Genomic DNA, 16,749 nt, shown 5'->3' with positions numbered 1-16,749 from the left:
ATGACGCATTACGCCCTTTATCTATCACAGACGCAGTTTTTCATCAGCCTAGCTTTTATGCTGTTGTTTATGGCATTGGAGCTAGGCCTGTCGTGGGTATTGTTTTATTTCCGGCTTAGAACCTTTGGTAAGGCCCACAATGCCTGGATGGGGGCCTATCGGTTTTGGGTAAGGATTTTTGCCCTCGCCTTCATTGTAAGCTTTGCGGCAGCCATGCCGGTACTGATACAGTTTGGTAGCTTATGGCCAGGGCTCATGGAAGTCATGGGAGAGGTGGCTGGGCCCTTATTAGCCGCCGCTATGCTCAGCCTGTTCATTTTTAAGTCTTGCTTTTTAGGCTTGATGTTATTCGGGCAACGCCGCTTATCTAGCTTCATGCACACTGTTGTAGTCTTAATGGTGGCTTTAGGAGTCAGCCTGACGGTATTGTGTTTGGTGACGTTATTAGCGTGGATGCATGTGCCTACAGGCGTAGAGTTGCTAGACGGGCGTTACCTGTTACTGGATTGGCATGAGGTGTTAGGTAATCCAGCCTTGCCTTGGTATGCAGGCTTATTCTTCACCAGTAGTTTTACGGTGGTGGCAGGATTTTTAGTGGGCGTGGTCACGATTCAAACCTTTCGCCGTCCTGTTACAGAAAGCGAGCGTTTAGCCCTCAAAACAGGGTGCGTGGTGGCTGTGCTAGCGCTTTGTGCGCAGTTGGCGCTAGTGCTCAATAGCCCCTATTTTCCGGTAGATATACCGCAGCCAAGTCAATTGCTAGAAAAAAAAACAGTGCCGACTAACCAGCAGGCTATCGAGTTTGTTGAAGACGATTTGGATGCGCTGACTGAGGCTGGCGACTTACCCGCCGAACCGCTAAGCTTGGACGAGGCCCTAGATGAGGCGGTTCCTGTCTTGATAGTGGCTACCTGGTCTTATCGCTTTGCGATGGTGTGTGGTGCGCTGCTGTTAGCATTGTGTGTCTGGTCCTTGTTCCGATTGGCTCGTTTTGGGTTCGACCCTCACTCCCTTTCGCATCGTACTCGGCAAGCGTTGGCTTTAGCCCCTGGCGCCGCGTGGGTGCTACTGCTGTCTGGCTCGGCTTTCGTATTGCTGGGCACCACACCTTATGTAATCGGAGACCAGATATTATTTGCCGAGGTCATGGGCAAACATGGGGTGTGGGCACTAAGCGTAGGAGCTTTATTGTTGTCGGCGGTCTATGTACTGTGTTTTTACGGTTTTTACCGTATGGTGCGTCACGTTGTGCGCTTTGGGGTAGTACCCGTTGCCCGTCATAGAGGTCGAGCATGATAGATTCCTTTGCTAACCTAGTTGGATTGGGGGCCACTGATCCGGCTTTTTGGATGCCCCTAGCATTCTTGCTTTTGTTTTTTTTGGTTATTTTAGCGGGTACCGTATTAGATGGTTTTGATATTGGAGTCGGGGTGCTGAGCCTGTTTGCCCCCGAGTACCTGCGGCCGCGCATGATGTCTTTATTAAGTCCTTGGCGCGATGCGAACGAGTTTTGGCTTTTTCTCGGGCTAGGTTTGTTTGTCTCCGCCTTTCCTAAAGCGTGGGGTAGCATCATGGGGGCGCTCTACCTGCCCCTGTGTGTATTGGCGGCAGGTGTTTTTTTACGGTCGGTCGCTTTTGAGTTTCGGTTGCGTGCGCCCAAAGAATATCAATTACATTGGCAGCGCTGTTTTGGCTTGGGTTCGGTGCTGACCGCTTTCTCCCACGGTTTTTTATTGGCACAAGTGGCTGTAGGTTTTCAAAGTGATGCAGGGTATGCCTGGTTTAGCTTTTTTATTGGTTTTTGTGCCGTAGCAGCGTATGTTTTATTGGGCTCAAGTTGGCTGATTATGCGTGAGGCCGGAGAGCTACGAGCACGTGCCGTGATTTGGGGGCGTCGATCTGTACGTTGGTTTGCCGCGGGAGCTGTGGCGGTCTCGGTGGTCTTGGCTTTTGTGAACGCAGGGGTGTTGCTCAAATGGAGCGATGGCCCCTACTGGGGCGCTGTATTATTTTTGTGGGCCGTCATACTGCTGGGTTTTGTGTCCATAGAAATGTGTTTGCAACGCATGATTAACAGTAGCTATCGCACCACGGCCTTGCCATTTTTACTCACGCTCCTGATTATGGTGGCTGTGCTATCTGGTTTAGCGTTTAGCTTTTTCCCTTTTTTGATTTTGGATGAACTGACCATCTGGGATGCCGCCGCCTCAGTCACGACGCTAAGCTTTATCCTTACAGCAAGTCTGATAGCATTACCCATTATTTTAATCTTCAATATTTGGGTTTATTGGCGCATGTTTGGCTTATCTAGGCCGCCCTTGCCGCCCAGTTTTAAGGGCTGAACGCCTTGAATGTGACACTCTCTGTTTTATCGATGCGCAAGCGGTTACAAGGCTTGCAGTGGTTGTCCGATACTCCGGCCATGCTTTGCTGGGCGGTGTTAGTAGGGGTTTTAGGCGCTCTTAGTACCATTGCTTTTCACGAAGGTATGGGGATAGTGCAGCGCTTGGTGGCAGGGCAGGACGGCGGCATAGTGCATGTCACCAAAAGCTTGCCATGGTACATGCGAATTGCTTTCCCCGTGCTGGGCGGCTTAGTGGCGGGTTGTTTATTAAGCTTTGCCGCGCGTTACTCTACCGGGGCCAAGTCAGACTACATGGAAGCCGTGGCGATTGGCGATGGGCGTTTATCGGTGCGTGAGGGTTTGCTGCGATCGCTTTCCTCCCTCTTTACCGTGGCCTCTGGAGGGTCAATAGGGCGAGAAGGGGCGATGGTGCATCTGTCCTCTCTATCAGCGTCTGCCATTGGCCGTTTTACTTTGTTTAGCCAAGAGCGTTTGCGCTTGTTAGTGGCTTGTGGCGCCGCTGCAGGCGTGGCCTCGGCGTATGGCGCGCCTATTGCTGCAGCAGTTTTTGTGGCTGAAATTGTGCTTGGTGTGATGAATATTGCCGTGTTGGGGCCATTGTTTATTGCAGCGGCCAGTGCTAATTTCACCATGCGCGCCTTAGGGCAGTATAAAGCGCCGTATCAAATGCTCTTACCTGAGCAAAGCTGGGGATGGAGTATTTTGCTGTTTGCGTTGCTAGGTGTAGTGATAGGTTTGGCGGCACCGGGTTTTTTGAAACTAATGAATTGGTTTCGCAGCCTGTTTAAAAAAACGGGCCTGTCTTTGCCTATACGTCTCAGTTTAGGCGGTTTAATGGTAGGTATAGTGTTAGTGTTTGTGCCCGATGCCGCTGGCAATGGATACAGCGTAGTGTCGTCTATGCTGCACCAGCATTGGACCTTATGGGCGGTGCTGGGCATGTTGTTTTTCAAATTATTAGCCACCGGTCTAACGGTGGGCTCTGGTGCAGTAGGGGGGGTGTTTACTCCCGCCATTTTTGTTGGGGCTGCGTTTGGCACGTTATTTGGTAAGGTGCTATATCTGATTTTGCCTGATATGCAGGTGCCTTTGTATTTCTTTACCCTGGCGGGCATGGGGGCGTTTTTAGGAGCAGCAGCAAATGCGCCCTTTATGGCGATACTGATGTTGTTTGAAATGACGCTTAGCTATCAGTTAGTGCTGCCGCTCATTGTGGCATGTGTCATGGCCTATTTTGTGGCCCATGCTGTGGCTGAAGTAGCCATGTACGAGGTCACGTTAGTGCGCGAGCGCGATGCACAGCTTAGGCATAGGCTGCGCCATACCAGCCTGAATGATTTAGTCCGCCCAGCGGACACTACCGTAACCACCGATGCATTAGTACAAGATGCGTTACAGATGTTTTTGGAGTATCCAGTAAAATATTTGTATGTGCTGGATGAACAGCATCAGTATCAAGGCGTTATTGCACAGCAAGATATTACGCGTTTACTGCTTAACGATGTCGATGCCCAGCAGCGTCAAGTGGGCGATATCCTTCGCATGGACTTTGTGAAGCCCTTGCATCCTGGTATGAGTCTGGACGAGGCTCAAGAGCAATTTGTACACTTCAGTGGCGAACGCCTACCCGTTATTTCTGCCGAGGGGGGCCGTCTGCTGGGGGTGGTATATAAATCTGCTGTGCTAGAGAAATACTCCGCCATAAAGCGCTCGTTGGATACCAGCGGTGAGGTGATGCTAGATTTGAAGGCTCGTCGTTAACTCTTGCTTTGGCAGGTAGGTTGCTATGTGTATGGGCTGTTATAAAACCGTGTTTTTTTGTTCGCTGCTGGTTTTCTGCTTGACCTCTGGCACGGGTGCAGCGGGTGGTCTGGAGCAATTGTCGGCGGTGCAATTGTACAAAGTAGAGAACAGTGAGGCGGCGATTGCCCAACCTTTGCCCGAGCCTAGTCCTTTTTTTGATAATTGGGATTCAACTCATAGTTCTGCGCCTTTGTCGCCAGCGTGGGCTCCTCCTGCAGAATTAGCCTGGAGCAGCCCTAGCAAGGGGAAATATCCCATGGGGCGTGCACGGCACAGGCAAGTGCAATGGCAGACTCGTAGCATGGAGGTTCCTCGCTATAGCGACTGGGAGCTAGGAACCAATAATTGGCGCTATCAGGATCCAGAAGGATTCAGTTTGACATTAGGTGGGAGCACGGCTAGCTCACCCAGTTGGGCCCGCGATGTACGCTTAAGTGGTGTAAGTGTGGCTCAGGACTATACCGAGCAAGAGAATTTGCCAGCGTGGTCGTATTCTGTGTCTGTGGGTGCCATGGCCTTGAACTCTGACATAGAACAAGGTGATTTACAGTATGGCGCTACGGCTGCCAGTATGTCGGCCAGTGTCAGCCCTCTTAGCAATGTAAGTGTTGATAGCTTGTTGCAAAGTAGTTCGGGTTTAGCGGTGATGGGCCTAGGAGGGCGCTACCATTCCGATTATTTTGGTGAATGGCAAGCCAGTGTGGCGCGGGCGAGTCATACTTATGGCCAAGGGTGGCGTTATCAAGCGGCATACGACCTTGAGGTCTGGGAGCAAACGCGGGTACGTTGGAATGTAGAGCAGTATGAATCTCGTTTTGCTGATTTAAGCCGTTATCAAAGCTTAGCGAGTCAGCGTGGAGGCGCCCGCCAAACGTGGGAGTTACGTACTGCACTACCACATGTGGGGCAGCTAGGTACGGCCTATGAGGTAGCGCGTAATGAGCTGGGTGTGAAAGATAGATATGTAGGCTTGTCACAACAGTTCTGGTACAGTCCCAACCTTAGGGTGCGTTTGCAGGCACGCAAACACCTAGATGGCGACAAATCGAATGTAGGCCTGTATTTTTCTTTACCTATTTTTTAAGCTTAGGCATGTCTCACACTGCGCTTGATGTATTACAGGACGTTTTTGGTTACGACAGCTTTCGTGGTAAGCAATACGACGTAATTCAAACTTTGCAGCAAGGCGGCGATGCCTTAGTTCTTATGCCCACCGGCGGTGGTAAATCCCTGTGTTACCAAATACCTGCTTTGCTACGACCAGGTACAGGCATTGTGGTGTCGCCGTTAATTGCCTTGATGCAAGATCAGGTAGATGCACTCACTGAACTAGGTGTGCAGGCCGCTTATTTAAACTCTACCCAAGATTGGCAGACCGTCCGTGAGGTAGAGCGTGAGTTTCTCACTGGGCAGCTTGATTTACTTTATGTGGCGCCAGAACGACTCTTAACCGACCGTTGCTTGAACATGTTGGCACGTGGTCAGATATCGCTGTTTGCCATTGATGAGGCGCATTGCGTATCACAGTGGGGGCATGACTTTCGTCCGGAATACTTAGGCCTGTCTTTGTTGGCGCAGCGCTGGCCTGAGGTGCCACGAGTAGCCTTGACAGCCACTGCCACGGCCCAAACACGGGCTGAAATAGCTCAGCGTTTACAACTTGAGCAGGCCGAGCACTATGTCTCCAGTTTTGATCGGCCAAATATTTTTTATCGCATCGTCGAGAAAAAAGAAGTAAGACGTCAGCTACTTGCCTTTATACAACAAGAACACGCGGGTGATGCTGGCATCGTGTATTGCTTGTCACGTAATCGTGTCGACGAAACCGCTGCATTTTTAGCTGAACAAGGAATTCACGCCCTACCGTACCACGCAGGCTTAGATGCCGCACAGCGGGCTCGGAATCAGACTAGATTTTTGCGCGAAGAGGGCGTGGTGATGGTGGCAACCATTGCGTTTGGAATGGGAGTCAACAAGCCAGACGTGCGTTTTGTCGCGCATATCGATCTACCAAAGTCGGTGGAGGGATACTATCAGGAAACAGGGCGAGCGGGGCGTGATGGAGAGCCTGCGAACGCTTGGTTGGCTTATGGCTTACAAGACGTGGTGCAATTACATCGCATGATCAGTGAGTCAGCAGGCGATGAGATGCATCGCAGAAATTTAGCTCAACAAGTCGATGCCATGCTGGCGCTGTGCGAAACCACCAGTTGCCGCCGTCAGGGGCTGCTGGCGTACTTTGGTCAGCAGATCGACGCTTGTGGTCACTGTGACACCTGTGTAGAGCCGCCCGAGTCGTGGGACGGTACGATCGCTGCACAAAAGTTATTGTCGGCGATATTTCGTTTATGGCGTGAACGTGGGCAACGTTTTGGAGCCGGGCATTTAATCGATATTTTGCAAGGCAAACGTACTGAACGAGTGCTGAGTAACCAGCACGAAACCTTAAGCGTATTTGGCGTAGGCTCAGACCTTAGCGATCAAATGTGGCGCAGTGTATTGCGCCAATTATTGGCACAAAACTTGATTGAAGTAGATAGCGAAGGCCACCGTACCCTAGTGCTTACCGAGACCAGTCGTGCTGTGCTAAAAGGGGAGCGCCGTTTATTGCTGCGGCGCGAAAGCAGTAGTGGCCCTGCTGCGCATAAAGTAAAAAGTCAACGTGCCCAAGAGCCCGCATTGGAAGGTGAAGATCTGCGTTGTTTTGAGGTATTGCGCAGTTGGCGTGCTCAGGTGGCGCGTGAGCAAGGGGTGGCAGCGTTTGTGATTTTTCAAAATGCAACCTTGCGTGCTATTGCTCAACAGCGTCCCGCTCAACTCAGTGATCTAGACGGCATCACTGGAATAGGAGCCCATAAGCGGGAAACCTATGGGCAGGCCTTATTAGACTGTGTAGCCGCTTTTCAGAAGCAAAATCAGGATCAGCTCATGCCCAGTGCAGCATTAGAATAAAGGGTCATTATTCCCTAGTTTGGGGGCCTCTAAGCCTAGATGTCGCCAGGTGTTTAAGGTTGCGCAGCGGCCTCTAGGGGTGCGTTGCAAAAAGCCATGCTGGATTAGGTAGGGCTCTATCACATCCTCAATGGTGTCGCGTTCCTCGCCAATGGCAGCGGCTAAGCTGTCTACGCCCACCGGGCCACCGTCGAACTTATGCACAATAGCCTCAAGCAGCTTTCTATCCATCAAGTCTAAGCCCTGAGGGTCGACCTCTAGCATGGAAAGAGCAGCGTGGGCCGATTCAGGGCTGATGATGCCTCCTGATTTGACCTCTGCGTAATCACGTACGCGACGCAAGAGGCGATTGGCTATACGAGGCGTGCCCCGTGAGCGACGAGCTATTTCAAAACAGCCTTCAGGGGTACTTTGTACTTTGAGTAATTGCGCGCTGCGTTGAACGATATGATGAAGGTCTTGGACGGAGTAAAACTCTAGCCGTGACACAATCCCAAAACGGTCACGTAAGGGGTTGGTTAACATACCAGCGCGTGTTGTGGCCCCTACTAAGGTAAAGGGCTGTAAGTCTAGTTTGACGCTACGGGCCGCGGGGCCTTCGCCGATCAGGATATCGATTTGAAAATCTTCCAGTGCGGGGTAGAGGATTTCTTCGACGACAGGCGATAAACGATGTATTTCGTCAATAAACAGTACATCGTTGGCTTCTAAGTTGGTGAGTAACGCAGCCAGATCACCGGGCCGTTCTAAAACAGGCCCCGAGGTTTGCCGCATATTAACCCCCATTTCATACGCAATAATATGAGCTAGGGTAGTTTTTCCTAGTCCGGGGGGGCCAAACAGTAGTACGTGATCTAAGGCCTCTTGGCGTTGGCGAGCGGCCGCAATGAAGATTTCAAGTTGTTCACGAGCGCGGGGCTGTCCGACATAATCGGGCAGGTTTTTCGGCCGCAGAGCCCTTTCTATGGATTCCTCTGTCGGTGATAGCGACGCGGGATTGACGACACGTGTGTCAGGGGCGGGTATGCTAGAGAGGGAATCTGAGTGTATAGCCATGGCTGTTGAGCTGATTGAATATACAGTATGGTACACCAAGCGCCTTTGTTTCAGCTACGTCTCTGGGGAAGGTGGTTTAACGGTGTTGCCCGCAGTCAGGCTGGGGCAATTTACGCTAGCCTGCGATAAGTCTGCACTTTACTTGTTTTGTCTCATGGACGCTTTGTCTGAGCTCTGCCATGATTTCAAGCACACTCCAGGTTTTTTTATTAAGTCTCTATTTTAGTTATTGCAAGGACAACTATGTCTACTTCAGATCAGGCTAGCTACGAAGATGTTTTGATGGCAGCGCACACTTTACGTAATGTGGTATTACGCACCCCAGTACTGAGTTCGCGCAGTTTGAACGAGCAGTATGACGCGCAGTTTTTTTTCAAATGCGAAAACTTCCAGCGTATTGGTGCTTTCAAGTTCCGGGGTGGCTTCAACGCCTTAGCGCAATTAAGCGATGAGCAACGTAAAGCTGGGGTACTGGCCTACTCCTCGGGTAATCATGCCCAAGCGGTGGCCTTGGCTGCTCGTTTATTGGGCGTGCAAGCCACCATAGTGATGAACAGTGATGCACCCGCGGCAAAGAAGCAGGCGACCTTAGCCTATGGGGCCGAGGTGGTGGAGTACGATCGTCTGCGGCAAGATCGAATGCAGATTGCCAATCAATTAGTTGCTGAGCGCGGCTTGACCTTAATACCGCCGTTTGGACACAAGCATGTGTTGGCAGGGCAGGGTACGGCAGCCAAAGAGCTCTTCGAAGAGGTGCCCGACTTAGATGAACTGTACGTGCCTTTGGGTGGCGGAGGCTTATTGTCGGGTTGTTTATTAGCGGCCAGTAGCTTACAGCCTGCGTGCAAGGTGTACGGGGTCGAGCCCGAAGCCGCTAACGATGCACAGCAGTCTTTACGTCAAGGGCATATTGTGCAAATTGCCCCGCCCAGTTCAATTGCTGATGGGGCGTTAACGGTCTCTTTGGCGCCCATAACGTTTGACATCATTCGTCAATATGTACACGCTATTTTGACCGTCAGTGATGAGCAACTATTAGAGCGGCAACGTTTTTTTCTTGAGCGCATGAAAATGTTGGTAGAGCCAACAGGTTGTCTAGGGGCGGCTGCCGCTATTGCCCAGCCCGAACGTAAAGGTAAACGTATTGGTGTGCTGATTAGTGGGGGTAATATAGATCTGCACACCTTAGCGTCTTACATAAGTGGTCCGTTAGGGGCGCGATAATAACTTAAGTGCCTGCCTGATGCCTTCGGATACATCCATGTCTTCAGGCAGGTCTTTCGTGGCGGCGCTGGCTTCTTTGCTGGAGTAGCCTAAGGCTTCCAGGGCATGCAGAATATCGTGTCGATTGGAATTTTTTGCGTGGGCGGCATGAGTGCCTAGGTCAGCCCCTAACTTGCCTTTGAGTTCCAGTAGTAAGCGCTCAGCCGTTTTTTTCCCTATGCCGGGCACTTTCATCAGTAATTGGCTTTCTTGGCGGGTGACGGCATCGGCCAGTTCCTCTACGCTCATGCCCGACAGTAACGATAGCGCAGTCCGAGCCCCAACGCCCGTCACTTTAATTAGGGTGCGAAAGCAACTGCGTTCGGCTGCACGAGCAAAGCCAAACAGAACATGGGCATCATCACGTATCGCAAGGTGGGTGTAAAGCTGTACTTCTGCACCTAGCTCAGGCATGTCATATAGGGTACTCATGGGCACATCAATTTCATAGCCCACGCCGTTTACGTCTATGCAAACGGTAGGAGGAAGCTTCTCGATGAGCTTGCCACGTATACGTCCAATCATAATTTTCCTCGAGTTGCTTTAACGAATAAGTCGGCCGCCACGGATGCGGCGCGCACCGGTTAGCTCGGCGTGTTGTTCTAATTGACGCAAGACCGGGGCAAATTGTGCATGGCTGATCGCACAGGCTAATGCATCGGCCGCGTCTGGAGCGGGCGTTCCATTCAGTTGCAGTAAGTGTTTTACCATTAACTGAATCTGTTCCTTGGCAGCATGCCCTTGACCGGTAACGGTTTTTTTTATTTGTAGCGCCGTGTACTCGTGCACAGGCAGGTCAGCCAGCGCGAGGGCGCATAAGGCGGCTCCGCGCGCTTGACCGAGCAGCAAGGTAGAGTGAGGATTAGCATTGACAAATACTTTCTCGATCGCTGCCACCTGAGGAGCGGTCGCTTGGATAACTTCACCTATGTTTTCCAAAATGACACGTAGGCGCTGTTCCAGGCCAAGCTCGGTGGGCACCTTGATGGTGCCACTACTAACATACTGTAAACGGGAACCCTGTACATCAATCACACCAAAGCCGGTGAGACGCAGGCCAGGGTCTATCCCGAGTATGCGCATATTAGTGACGGAAGTGGCGCGTGCCAGTAAGAACCATCACGACACCGCGTTCGTTGGCGGCTGCAATGACTTCGTCGTCACGCATGCTACCACCGGGCTGAATAACGCAAGTTGCTCCTGCTTCGGCAACGACATCCAGCCCGTCGCGGAAGGGGAAAAATGCGTCTGAGGCCACGGCTGAGCCATTTAGACTTAAGCCAGCGTTAGCCGCTTTAATCGAGGCAATGCGAGCGGAGTCGACACGACTCATTTGGCCGGCACCTACTCCTAGAGTTTTGCCCTCGCCGCAGAATACGATAGCGTTAGACTTCACATACTTGGCCACATTCCAGGCAAACAACATATCTTGCATCTGTTGTGCACTGGGCTGAGCTTGGCTGACGATCTTGAAATGGCTGCTGTCGTCGCGGAAGGTGTCGGGGGTTTGCACCAGCCAGCCACCGCCCACACGTTTGACATCAAAGGGGTTATGCGCATTGCCAGCTTCAACCTGAAGTACACGCACGTTCTTTTTTGCCGCAAATAAGGCTAAGGCAGCGTCAGTGTAAGAGGGGGCCAGCAAGACCTCGACAAACTGTTGACTGATGGCTTGTGCCGCTGCCTCATCCACTTCGCGGTTAAAAGCAATAATTCCACCAAAGGCGGAAGTGGGGTCCGTTGAGAAAGCTTTCTGATAGGCGATTGCAGCACTTTCGTCTAAGGCTACGCCACAAGGGTTAGCGTGCTTGACGATGACACAGGCACCCGCGTCAAAGCTGCGTACGCATTCCCATGCGGCATCGGCATCCGCGATGTTGTTGTAGGACAGCTCTTTGCCCTGCAACTGCTTATAGCGCCCTAGTAGGCCAGTACCTAGTTGCGCATCGGTGTAGAAGGCGGCAGATTGATGCGGATTCTCACCGTAGCGTAAGGCTTGATTTTGTGAGAATTGCACCGTTAGTACTTGCGGCCATTCTTGGCGTTCAGGTACGGCATCTAGAGCTGGCTCAGCCTGCGCTAGACTACTCAGGTAGGCAGCAATAGCGCCGTCGTAAGCAGCAGTGTGGGCATAAACTTTGGCAGCCAGTTCCAGACGCAAGGCATAAGAAGCTTGTTTGGTAGGGCCGTCTAAGTCAGCCAGTACACGCTGGTAGTCGGCTGGGTCAATCACCACACATACCCCTCCGTTGGGGCCACCATGGTTTTTGGCAGCGGCTCGCAGCATGGCGGGGCCTCCGATGTCGATATTTTCTACGGCATCGTTAAAGCTGCAGTCAGGGCGCGCAATGGTTTCACGGAAAGGGTAAAGATTAACCACCAGTAGATCAATACGATCAATTCCATGTTCTGCTAAGGTAGCCAGGTGCTCCTCACTGTCACGGCGTGCGAGCAGACCACCATGGATCCTAGGGTGCAGGGTTTTGACTCTGCCATCAAGAATTTCTGGTGAGCCGGTGTGTTCCGCCACTTCGGTAACGGTAAGACCTGCTTGTGCCAATAGTTTGGCTGTGCCGCCTGTAGACAAAATCCGGATGCCGCGTTTGGCCAAAGCTTGGGCAAAGTCGACGATACCTGTTTTGTCAGAGACAGAGAGTAGAGCTGTCTGGATGTTCATGGAAAGATAGTTACGGGTGAGTTCAGGGTTGTAGGTTGTGGGCGTTTAGTTTTTTACGCAAGGTGCTGCGGGTAATACCCAGCATTTCTGCGGCCTTAGATTGATTGCCAGCAGATTTCTCCAGGGCGACCTGTAAAACGGGCCGCTCTACGCAGGAAATCACCATGGACAGCATATCGCGTGGCTCGGAATCGCCGAGGTCAGCAAAGTAGCGTTCCAGGCGCTCGCGCACGGATTGCTCTAGTGGATTGATGGTTGACATTTGGTTTACGTAAAATCGTTACTAAAAAAAGAAATAGGGTCAGGTTTGCCCTTGTATATAGGGGGCGTCCGCGGGGCAAAGATCAAACCATTGCTCCAAGGCTTGTAGTTGTTCACGAGTACTGTTTATCTGGTTAATGTGCTTGAGCCAATGGTTGGCGTTGGGCATATCGGCCAGATACCAGCCTATGTGCTTGCGGGCTGTTCGTACTCCGGTGTATTCACCGTAGAACGAATAGTGATCCTCCAAGTGTTCTAGCATGCAGTGCCGTAGTTCGCCAAAGCTAGGCGGAGCGCGGTGGCTGCCGTGCTCAAGGTAATGCTGTATTTCACGAAAAATCCACGGGCGCCCTTGAGCAGCTCGTCCTACCATAATCGCATCCGCCTGAGTGTACTCTAGTACGAATTTGGCTTTTTCGGGACTATCGATATCCCCGTTGGCAATAAGCGGAATTGATATATGCTGTTTTACTTCGCGCAACGTGTCGTATTCTGCGTGACCTTGGTAAAAGTCGCAACGCGTGCGCCCATGCAGGGTTAGGGCAGCAATACCGATACTTTCGGCCAATTTGGCAACACGTACTGCATTACGTGACTCGGGGTCCCAGCCTGTGCGGGTTTTAAGTGTAACCGGAACCTGGTGCGGCGTACATGCCTTGACAACGCTTTCTAAGAGTCGAGCAATAAGATCTTCGTCTTTTAATAAAGCAGAGCCCGATAGTACATTACAAACTTTTTTTGCTGGGCAGCCCATATTGATATCAATGATGCGTGCCCCCTTTTGTATATTAAAGACTGCCGCTTCGGCCATCATGTCGGGGTCAGAACCGGCGATTTGCACCGCGATAGGATCGATTTCCCCTTCGTGGTTGAGCCGTCTGGACGTTTTGACACTGTCCCATAGACGTGGGTTGCTGGCGGCCATTTCGGACACGGCATAACCCGCACCCAGTGACTTGCACAGGCGACGATAAGGTCTGTCGGTGACTCCGGCCATGGGAGCAATGAAGACGGTGTTGGGGAGAGTCCAGGAACCGAGGCGCATTCGTATGATTTTACCCGCCGTAGCGGGCTTGTGGAAGAAGAGTTAGTATGTCGTTTACGCGCGCAAACCTAATAATAATTGGCGTGCGAAAGGCAGTCGGGCCAAGGGTAAGGTATCCATGGCCAGCAAGCCTAGGCCGCAGGCGTGCTGTATGAGTGGGTTGCGCGTGGCAAACAGACGCGGCAAAGTATCAGTGATGGCGGCAGTAAGCCAACGATCTGGACGCCGTGCTTTGGCAAAGTTTTGTAGGTAAGGCATGGGCGGCTGCTGTGTATCCGCTTGCCAAGGGGATAAGGCTTGTGCCAGTTGAGCAACATCTCGCAAGCCTAAGTTAAGCCCCTGCCCGGCCACAGGATGTAAGGTTTGTGCCGCGTTGCCGGCCGCGGCAATGCGTGCGGCCAACAACGAGGGCCCTGCATGTAAAGCAAGGGGAAACACATGGCGCCTCGAGTGCAACTGTAGTGTGCCTAAACGATGACCAAAGCTACTTTGTAAATGTTGTTCGAACTCTTGGGTGCTGGCCTGCTGCAAAAATTGGGTGCGAGCGGGAGGGTTACACCACACTAAAGCGTAGAGGTCATGACCGTCAGGATGAGGCAAGAGGGCTAAAGGGCCGTGCTCGGTGAAACGTTCATAGGCCCATTCCGCCTGCGGTTTACTGGCCCTTAGCGTGGCTAATAGAGCGTGCTGCTGGTAGTGACGGGTGGTGCCTTGAGGTTTTGTACCGTCGCATTGCACCGCCATGCGTGCGTGCACGTGAGCGTTTTGGTGCTGCACTAATACCGACTCTGCTTGACTCACTGCTTGGGCATGTTCAGTAGTGATGAAAGTGACGCCACTTTGCAGTAAGGCTTGATGCAGACTGCTGAGTAGATCGTCGTAATTGACCACAGCCCCCAGGTGGGGGACCTGCATTTCTTTGGCGCTGATTAGGCAGCGTCCTAGCCGACCTTGTTGTGACACATGAACCCATTGCATGGGGGCTTGTTTGGTGGGCCAGGCATGTAATTGCTGCAGCAATTGCTGACTGCCAAAGTTTAGGGCTAATGTTCTAGGGTCGCCGCGTTGTGCCGCGCTGCTGGTCTGATGAGCACGGCCTAACAGGGCGATACGCTCAGGGGCTTTGCTTTGTTTGGCTAGCAATAAGGCTAAGCTGGCGCCGACAGGGCCAGCACCACAAATAGCAATATCAAAACTAGGCTCGCTCATGACCGATCCTTACAGGCTGAAAATAACGGCGTAAATGAGTATTGTAAGGGATGCGGATAGTCCTTACACTGGAATCGTCACTGACTTGATTATAGGCAGGGCGCAGTGCGGCGCAAACCTCGACAGCAACTTGTGGCGGCTTTGTTGGCCTTATCCCTGGGCATTTTTGGTGCGCATGCATGGTATCTTCGGCGCCCCAGGGCATGGCTGTGGACAGCAATAAGTCTATGCTTGTTGTGTGCAGCTAGCACTGCACAAGTATGGTGGGACTCATTGTGGTTCTATTTGCTATGGGTGCCGGCAACAGCGGCGTGGCTTGAATGCCTGTTCCTTGCCTTGCAAGACCCTATAACATTTCATGCTCGATATAACCCGGGGCTGGCCAATGATTCAGCGCGGGGGTGGGCCAATGTTATGTTGGCGGTTATAGCTACCTTGTTAGGTGGTACGGTATTGCTTTATGGCTTGACGCATATCCTAATTGTTTGGAGCGATTATATGGGTTGGCTGGATACGAGCCATTATTAGTGGCCCACCTAGTGTGTTGTAAAGCAATGTTATTTTCATATTTTTAATGCGTAAGACATGGTCTTGTATAGTCTTTTAGGCTACAATGAATTCTCTTTTATTACATAGGAGCTGAGTGGTGGCGACAGACCCCGGCGATAGTCCCAGTCGAAGTTACTTCGACTCTATTTTGCTCAGGCCTCAGTCCAGCTGATTTCCATTCAGCCTCTGCGCGCCTGATTACTTTCTAATTGGGCGCGGCAGTTATGCAGCTTTCTGGCTGTTTTACTACCCGCATATTTCTCTTGTTTATTCCGGTATTTCGATGCTGCCTTATCGGCATGCATCAATATGGAGGGAATCATGCGTCTATTCGATCTCTTCTTACGCCGTGCTGGCGTATCCGCAGCCAAAGCTCGTTTGGTTGCCCCCCTTTCAGTGTCACGCCTTACTGTTATCTGCCCTCGTCATGAGCTCCCCCATGTGCGCAGACAAATTTACTCGGGCTTGAACGGTTCGGGCATACGCGTGGCAAACCTCGAAATTGACCACTCCGATTCTCATCACACTGCCCAGGCGTGCGTCACCATTACCTGCCCACCTGAGTTACGCAGTGAGCTGATGCAGCGAGCACGTCTAATTAGTGATGTTCCTGGGGTATTACAGGTAAAGTGGGCCGAACGCCAGCGGATTGCATTAAACTGATTGGTATTGCTGTTTTTGAACCAGCTCTACCATGATATTGCTTGACTGGCTTACGCCCTGGGAGTTTTCTCCCACACTAATAATAAGTTTTATCGCCGCCATTGTGTTGTATGTGCGGGGATGCAGGGTGCACAAACCTAATTACTTTAGGCAGTTTCTTTTTTGGTTTGGCATAGTGCTGCTCTACTTATCATTGCATACGCGGGTAGATTACTACGCCGAGCGTATGTTTTTTATCCATCGTCTACAGCACTTGGTGTTGCATCACCTAGGGCCGCTGCTCATTATGGGGGCGTACCCCGGACAGACTTTACGTGCAGGCATGCCTTTGTCATGGCGTCGGGCCTTAATGTTTGTGTTGCGCAGCCCATTTGGGCGAGCCCTAGAAAGCGTCTGCACCCATCGAATCTTCGTTCCTTTTCTGTTCGTCTTTCTGGTTCTCGTTTGGATGCTGCCGGTAGTTCAGTTTTACTCTATGCTGGACTGGCGTTTATACCGTGTCATGAACTGGTCGGTGGTTATTAGTGGTTTCATGTATTGGAACCTAATTCTAGATCGACGTCCTTCACCACCGGCGGCCTTGTCTGCCGGTGGACGGATTATTTCACCTATTATTACCACCGTACCGCAAATGATCGTTGGCGCTATTATTACTTTTAGTGACTACGATTTGTACCCTATATTTGATTTGTGCGGACGCGCCTTGCCTGGCTGGGATGCTGTGCAGGATCAAGTCGCTGGAGGCCTAATTATGTGGGTACTAGCAGGATTTATTGAGGTTTTTGGGGTGCTGTATGCGCTTGGCACGATGATGCGTTTATCGGCCAAAAATCGCCTGCCCGAGAAAAAGCGACGTGCTCCTGTGGCGACGACCGCTTCAGCCTCACTTCGACAGTAGTGGAGTAA

15 protein-coding genes are annotated in these 16,749 nt (G+C 51.7%); 8 read left to right on the top strand and 7 right to left on the bottom strand.

Translation table 11 applies throughout. From position 1 onward, the window contains the following. The 5 genes from OSH01_RS00515 to recQ all read left to right on the top strand — a co-directional run bounded on the left by OSH01_RS00515 (position 1) and on the right by recQ (position 7,120). Positions 1-1,296, top strand: coding sequence for a cytochrome ubiquinol oxidase subunit I (locus OSH01_RS00515; RefSeq protein WP_266122100.1), 1,296 nt, complete (start codon positions 1-3; stop codon positions 1,294-1,296). Next, positions 1,293-2,342, top strand: a complete 1,050-nt coding sequence (locus OSH01_RS00510; RefSeq protein ID WP_266122099.1) for a cytochrome d ubiquinol oxidase subunit II — start codon at positions 1,293-1,295, stop codon at positions 2,340-2,342. The genes OSH01_RS00515 and OSH01_RS00510 overlap by 4 nt, the downstream gene beginning before the upstream one ends. Positions 2,343-2,374: 32 nt before the next feature. Continuing rightward, positions 2,375-4,126 (top strand): ClcB-like voltage-gated chloride channel protein, encoded by a 1,752-nt coding sequence (locus OSH01_RS00505; RefSeq protein WP_376918103.1) that lies wholly within the window; start codon positions 2,375-2,377, stop codon positions 4,124-4,126. A 79-nt stretch (positions 4,127-4,205) separates the two neighbouring features. After that, on the top strand, positions 4,206-5,252 hold the full coding sequence (locus tag OSH01_RS00500) for a hypothetical protein (RefSeq protein WP_266122097.1): 1,047 nt from the start codon (positions 4,206-4,208) through the stop codon (positions 5,250-5,252). 8 nt (positions 5,253-5,260) lie between these two features. After that, entirely contained in the window at positions 5,261-7,120 is a 1,860-nt protein-coding gene (gene recQ, locus OSH01_RS00495) for a DNA helicase RecQ (protein ID WP_266122096.1), read from the top strand. On the opposite strand, the gene ruvB is transcribed toward recQ, so the two are convergent. Continuing rightward, on the bottom strand, positions 7,112-8,176 hold the full coding sequence (gene ruvB / locus OSH01_RS00490; protein ID WP_266122095.1) for a Holliday junction branch migration DNA helicase RuvB: 1,065 nt from the start codon (positions 8,174-8,176) through the stop codon (positions 7,112-7,114). The genes recQ and ruvB overlap by 9 nt on opposite strands. Before the next feature lie 243 nt (positions 8,177-8,419). On the opposite strand from ruvB, the gene OSH01_RS00485 reads away from it, so the two are divergent. Beyond that, a complete protein-coding gene (locus OSH01_RS00485) occupies positions 8,420-9,400 on the top strand; it encodes a threo-3-hydroxy-L-aspartate ammonia-lyase (RefSeq protein WP_266122094.1) in 981 nt (326 codons plus the stop codon). Here OSH01_RS00485 and ruvA read toward each other — a convergent pair. From ruvA to OSH01_RS00455, 6 genes are read right to left on the bottom strand one after another with little or no spacing between them, the layout of a single operon-like run. Beyond that, the gene (ruvA, locus tag OSH01_RS00480; protein ID WP_266122093.1) at positions 9,386-9,964 is read right to left on the bottom strand and encodes a Holliday junction branch migration protein RuvA; all 579 of its coding nucleotides are present in this window, start codon (positions 9,962-9,964) and stop codon (positions 9,386-9,388) included. The genes OSH01_RS00485 and ruvA overlap by 15 nt on opposite strands. Before the next feature lie 18 nt (positions 9,965-9,982). Next, positions 9,983-10,522, bottom strand: coding sequence for a crossover junction endodeoxyribonuclease RuvC (gene ruvC / locus OSH01_RS00475; protein WP_266122092.1), 540 nt, complete (start codon positions 10,520-10,522; stop codon positions 9,983-9,985). Between the two features lies 1 nt (position 10,523). Continuing rightward, positions 10,524-12,116 carry a bifunctional phosphoribosylaminoimidazolecarboxamide formyltransferase/IMP cyclohydrolase gene (purH, locus tag OSH01_RS00470; RefSeq protein WP_266122091.1) on the bottom strand — a complete coding sequence of 531 codons (1,593 nt, stop codon included), beginning with the start codon at positions 12,114-12,116 and terminating at the stop codon, positions 10,524-10,526. A gap of 22 nt (positions 12,117-12,138) precedes the next feature. Beyond that, positions 12,139-12,378 carry a helix-turn-helix domain-containing protein gene (locus OSH01_RS00465; RefSeq protein ID WP_266122090.1) on the bottom strand — a complete coding sequence of 80 codons (240 nt, stop codon included), beginning with the start codon at positions 12,376-12,378 and terminating at the stop codon, positions 12,139-12,141. Positions 12,379-12,417: 39 nt separating this feature from the next. Next, positions 12,418-13,422, bottom strand: coding sequence for a tRNA dihydrouridine synthase DusB (dusB, locus tag OSH01_RS00460; RefSeq protein ID WP_266122089.1), 1,005 nt, complete (start codon positions 13,420-13,422; stop codon positions 12,418-12,420). 54 nt (positions 13,423-13,476) lie between these two features. After that, on the bottom strand, positions 13,477-14,631 hold the full coding sequence (locus tag OSH01_RS00455; RefSeq protein ID WP_266122088.1) for an FAD-dependent monooxygenase: 1,155 nt from the start codon (positions 14,629-14,631) through the stop codon (positions 13,477-13,479). A gap of 870 nt (positions 14,632-15,501) precedes the next feature. Between OSH01_RS00455 and OSH01_RS00450 the strand changes: the two genes are divergently transcribed. After that, positions 15,502-15,843: a hypothetical protein gene (locus OSH01_RS00450; RefSeq protein WP_266122087.1), complete on the top strand. Its 342-nt coding sequence runs from the start codon at positions 15,502-15,504 to the stop codon at positions 15,841-15,843. 31 nt (positions 15,844-15,874) lie between these two features. Then, entirely contained in the window at positions 15,875-16,741 is an 867-nt protein-coding gene (locus OSH01_RS00445) for a cytochrome c oxidase assembly protein (protein ID WP_266122086.1), read from the top strand. Positions 16,742-16,749 lie beyond the last annotated feature (8 nt).

The organism is Alcaligenes endophyticus (assembly GCF_026344035.1).
GTDB classification, from domain to species: Bacteria; Pseudomonadota; Gammaproteobacteria; order Burkholderiales; family Burkholderiaceae_B; genus Alcaligenes; species Alcaligenes endophyticus.
Note: the sequence above shows the minus strand (reverse complement) of the source record. Positions and strands in the feature narration are given on the sequence as shown.

Coding starts and splice junctions, on each gene's coding strand:
- OSH01_RS00485 (WP_266122094.1), top strand. CDS start 8,420: ATGTCTACTTCAGATCAGGCTAGCTACGAAGATGTTTTGATGGCAGCG.
- ruvA (WP_266122093.1), bottom strand. CDS start 9,964: ATGATTGGACGTATACGTGGCAAGCTCATCGAGAAGCTTCCTCCTACC.
- OSH01_RS00455 (WP_266122088.1), bottom strand. CDS start 14,631: ATGAGCGAGCCTAGTTTTGATATTGCTATTTGTGGTGCTGGCCCTGTC.
- dusB (WP_266122089.1), bottom strand. CDS start 13,422: ATGCGCCTCGGTTCCTGGACTCTCCCCAACACCGTCTTCATTGCTCCC.
- recQ (WP_266122096.1), top strand. CDS start 5,261: ATGTCTCACACTGCGCTTGATGTATTACAGGACGTTTTTGGTTACGAC.
- OSH01_RS00465 (WP_266122090.1), bottom strand. CDS start 12,378: ATGTCAACCATCAATCCACTAGAGCAATCCGTGCGCGAGCGCCTGGAA.
- purH (WP_266122091.1), bottom strand. CDS start 12,116: ATGAACATCCAGACAGCTCTACTCTCTGTCTCTGACAAAACAGGTATC.
- OSH01_RS00445 (WP_266122086.1), top strand. CDS start 15,875: ATGATATTGCTTGACTGGCTTACGCCCTGGGAGTTTTCTCCCACACTA.
- ruvC (WP_266122092.1), bottom strand. CDS start 10,522: ATGCGCATACTCGGGATAGACCCTGGCCTGCGTCTCACCGGCTTTGGT.
- OSH01_RS00505 (WP_376918103.1), top strand. CDS start 2,375: ATGCGCAAGCGGTTACAAGGCTTGCAGTGGTTGTCCGATACTCCGGCC.
- OSH01_RS00510 (WP_266122099.1), top strand. CDS start 1,293: ATGATAGATTCCTTTGCTAACCTAGTTGGATTGGGGGCCACTGATCCG.
- ruvB (WP_266122095.1), bottom strand. CDS start 8,176: ATGGCTATACACTCAGATTCCCTCTCTAGCATACCCGCCCCTGACACA.
- OSH01_RS00450 (WP_266122087.1), top strand. CDS start 15,502: ATGCGTCTATTCGATCTCTTCTTACGCCGTGCTGGCGTATCCGCAGCC.
- OSH01_RS00515 (WP_266122100.1), top strand. CDS start 1: ATGACGCATTACGCCCTTTATCTATCACAGACGCAGTTTTTCATCAGC.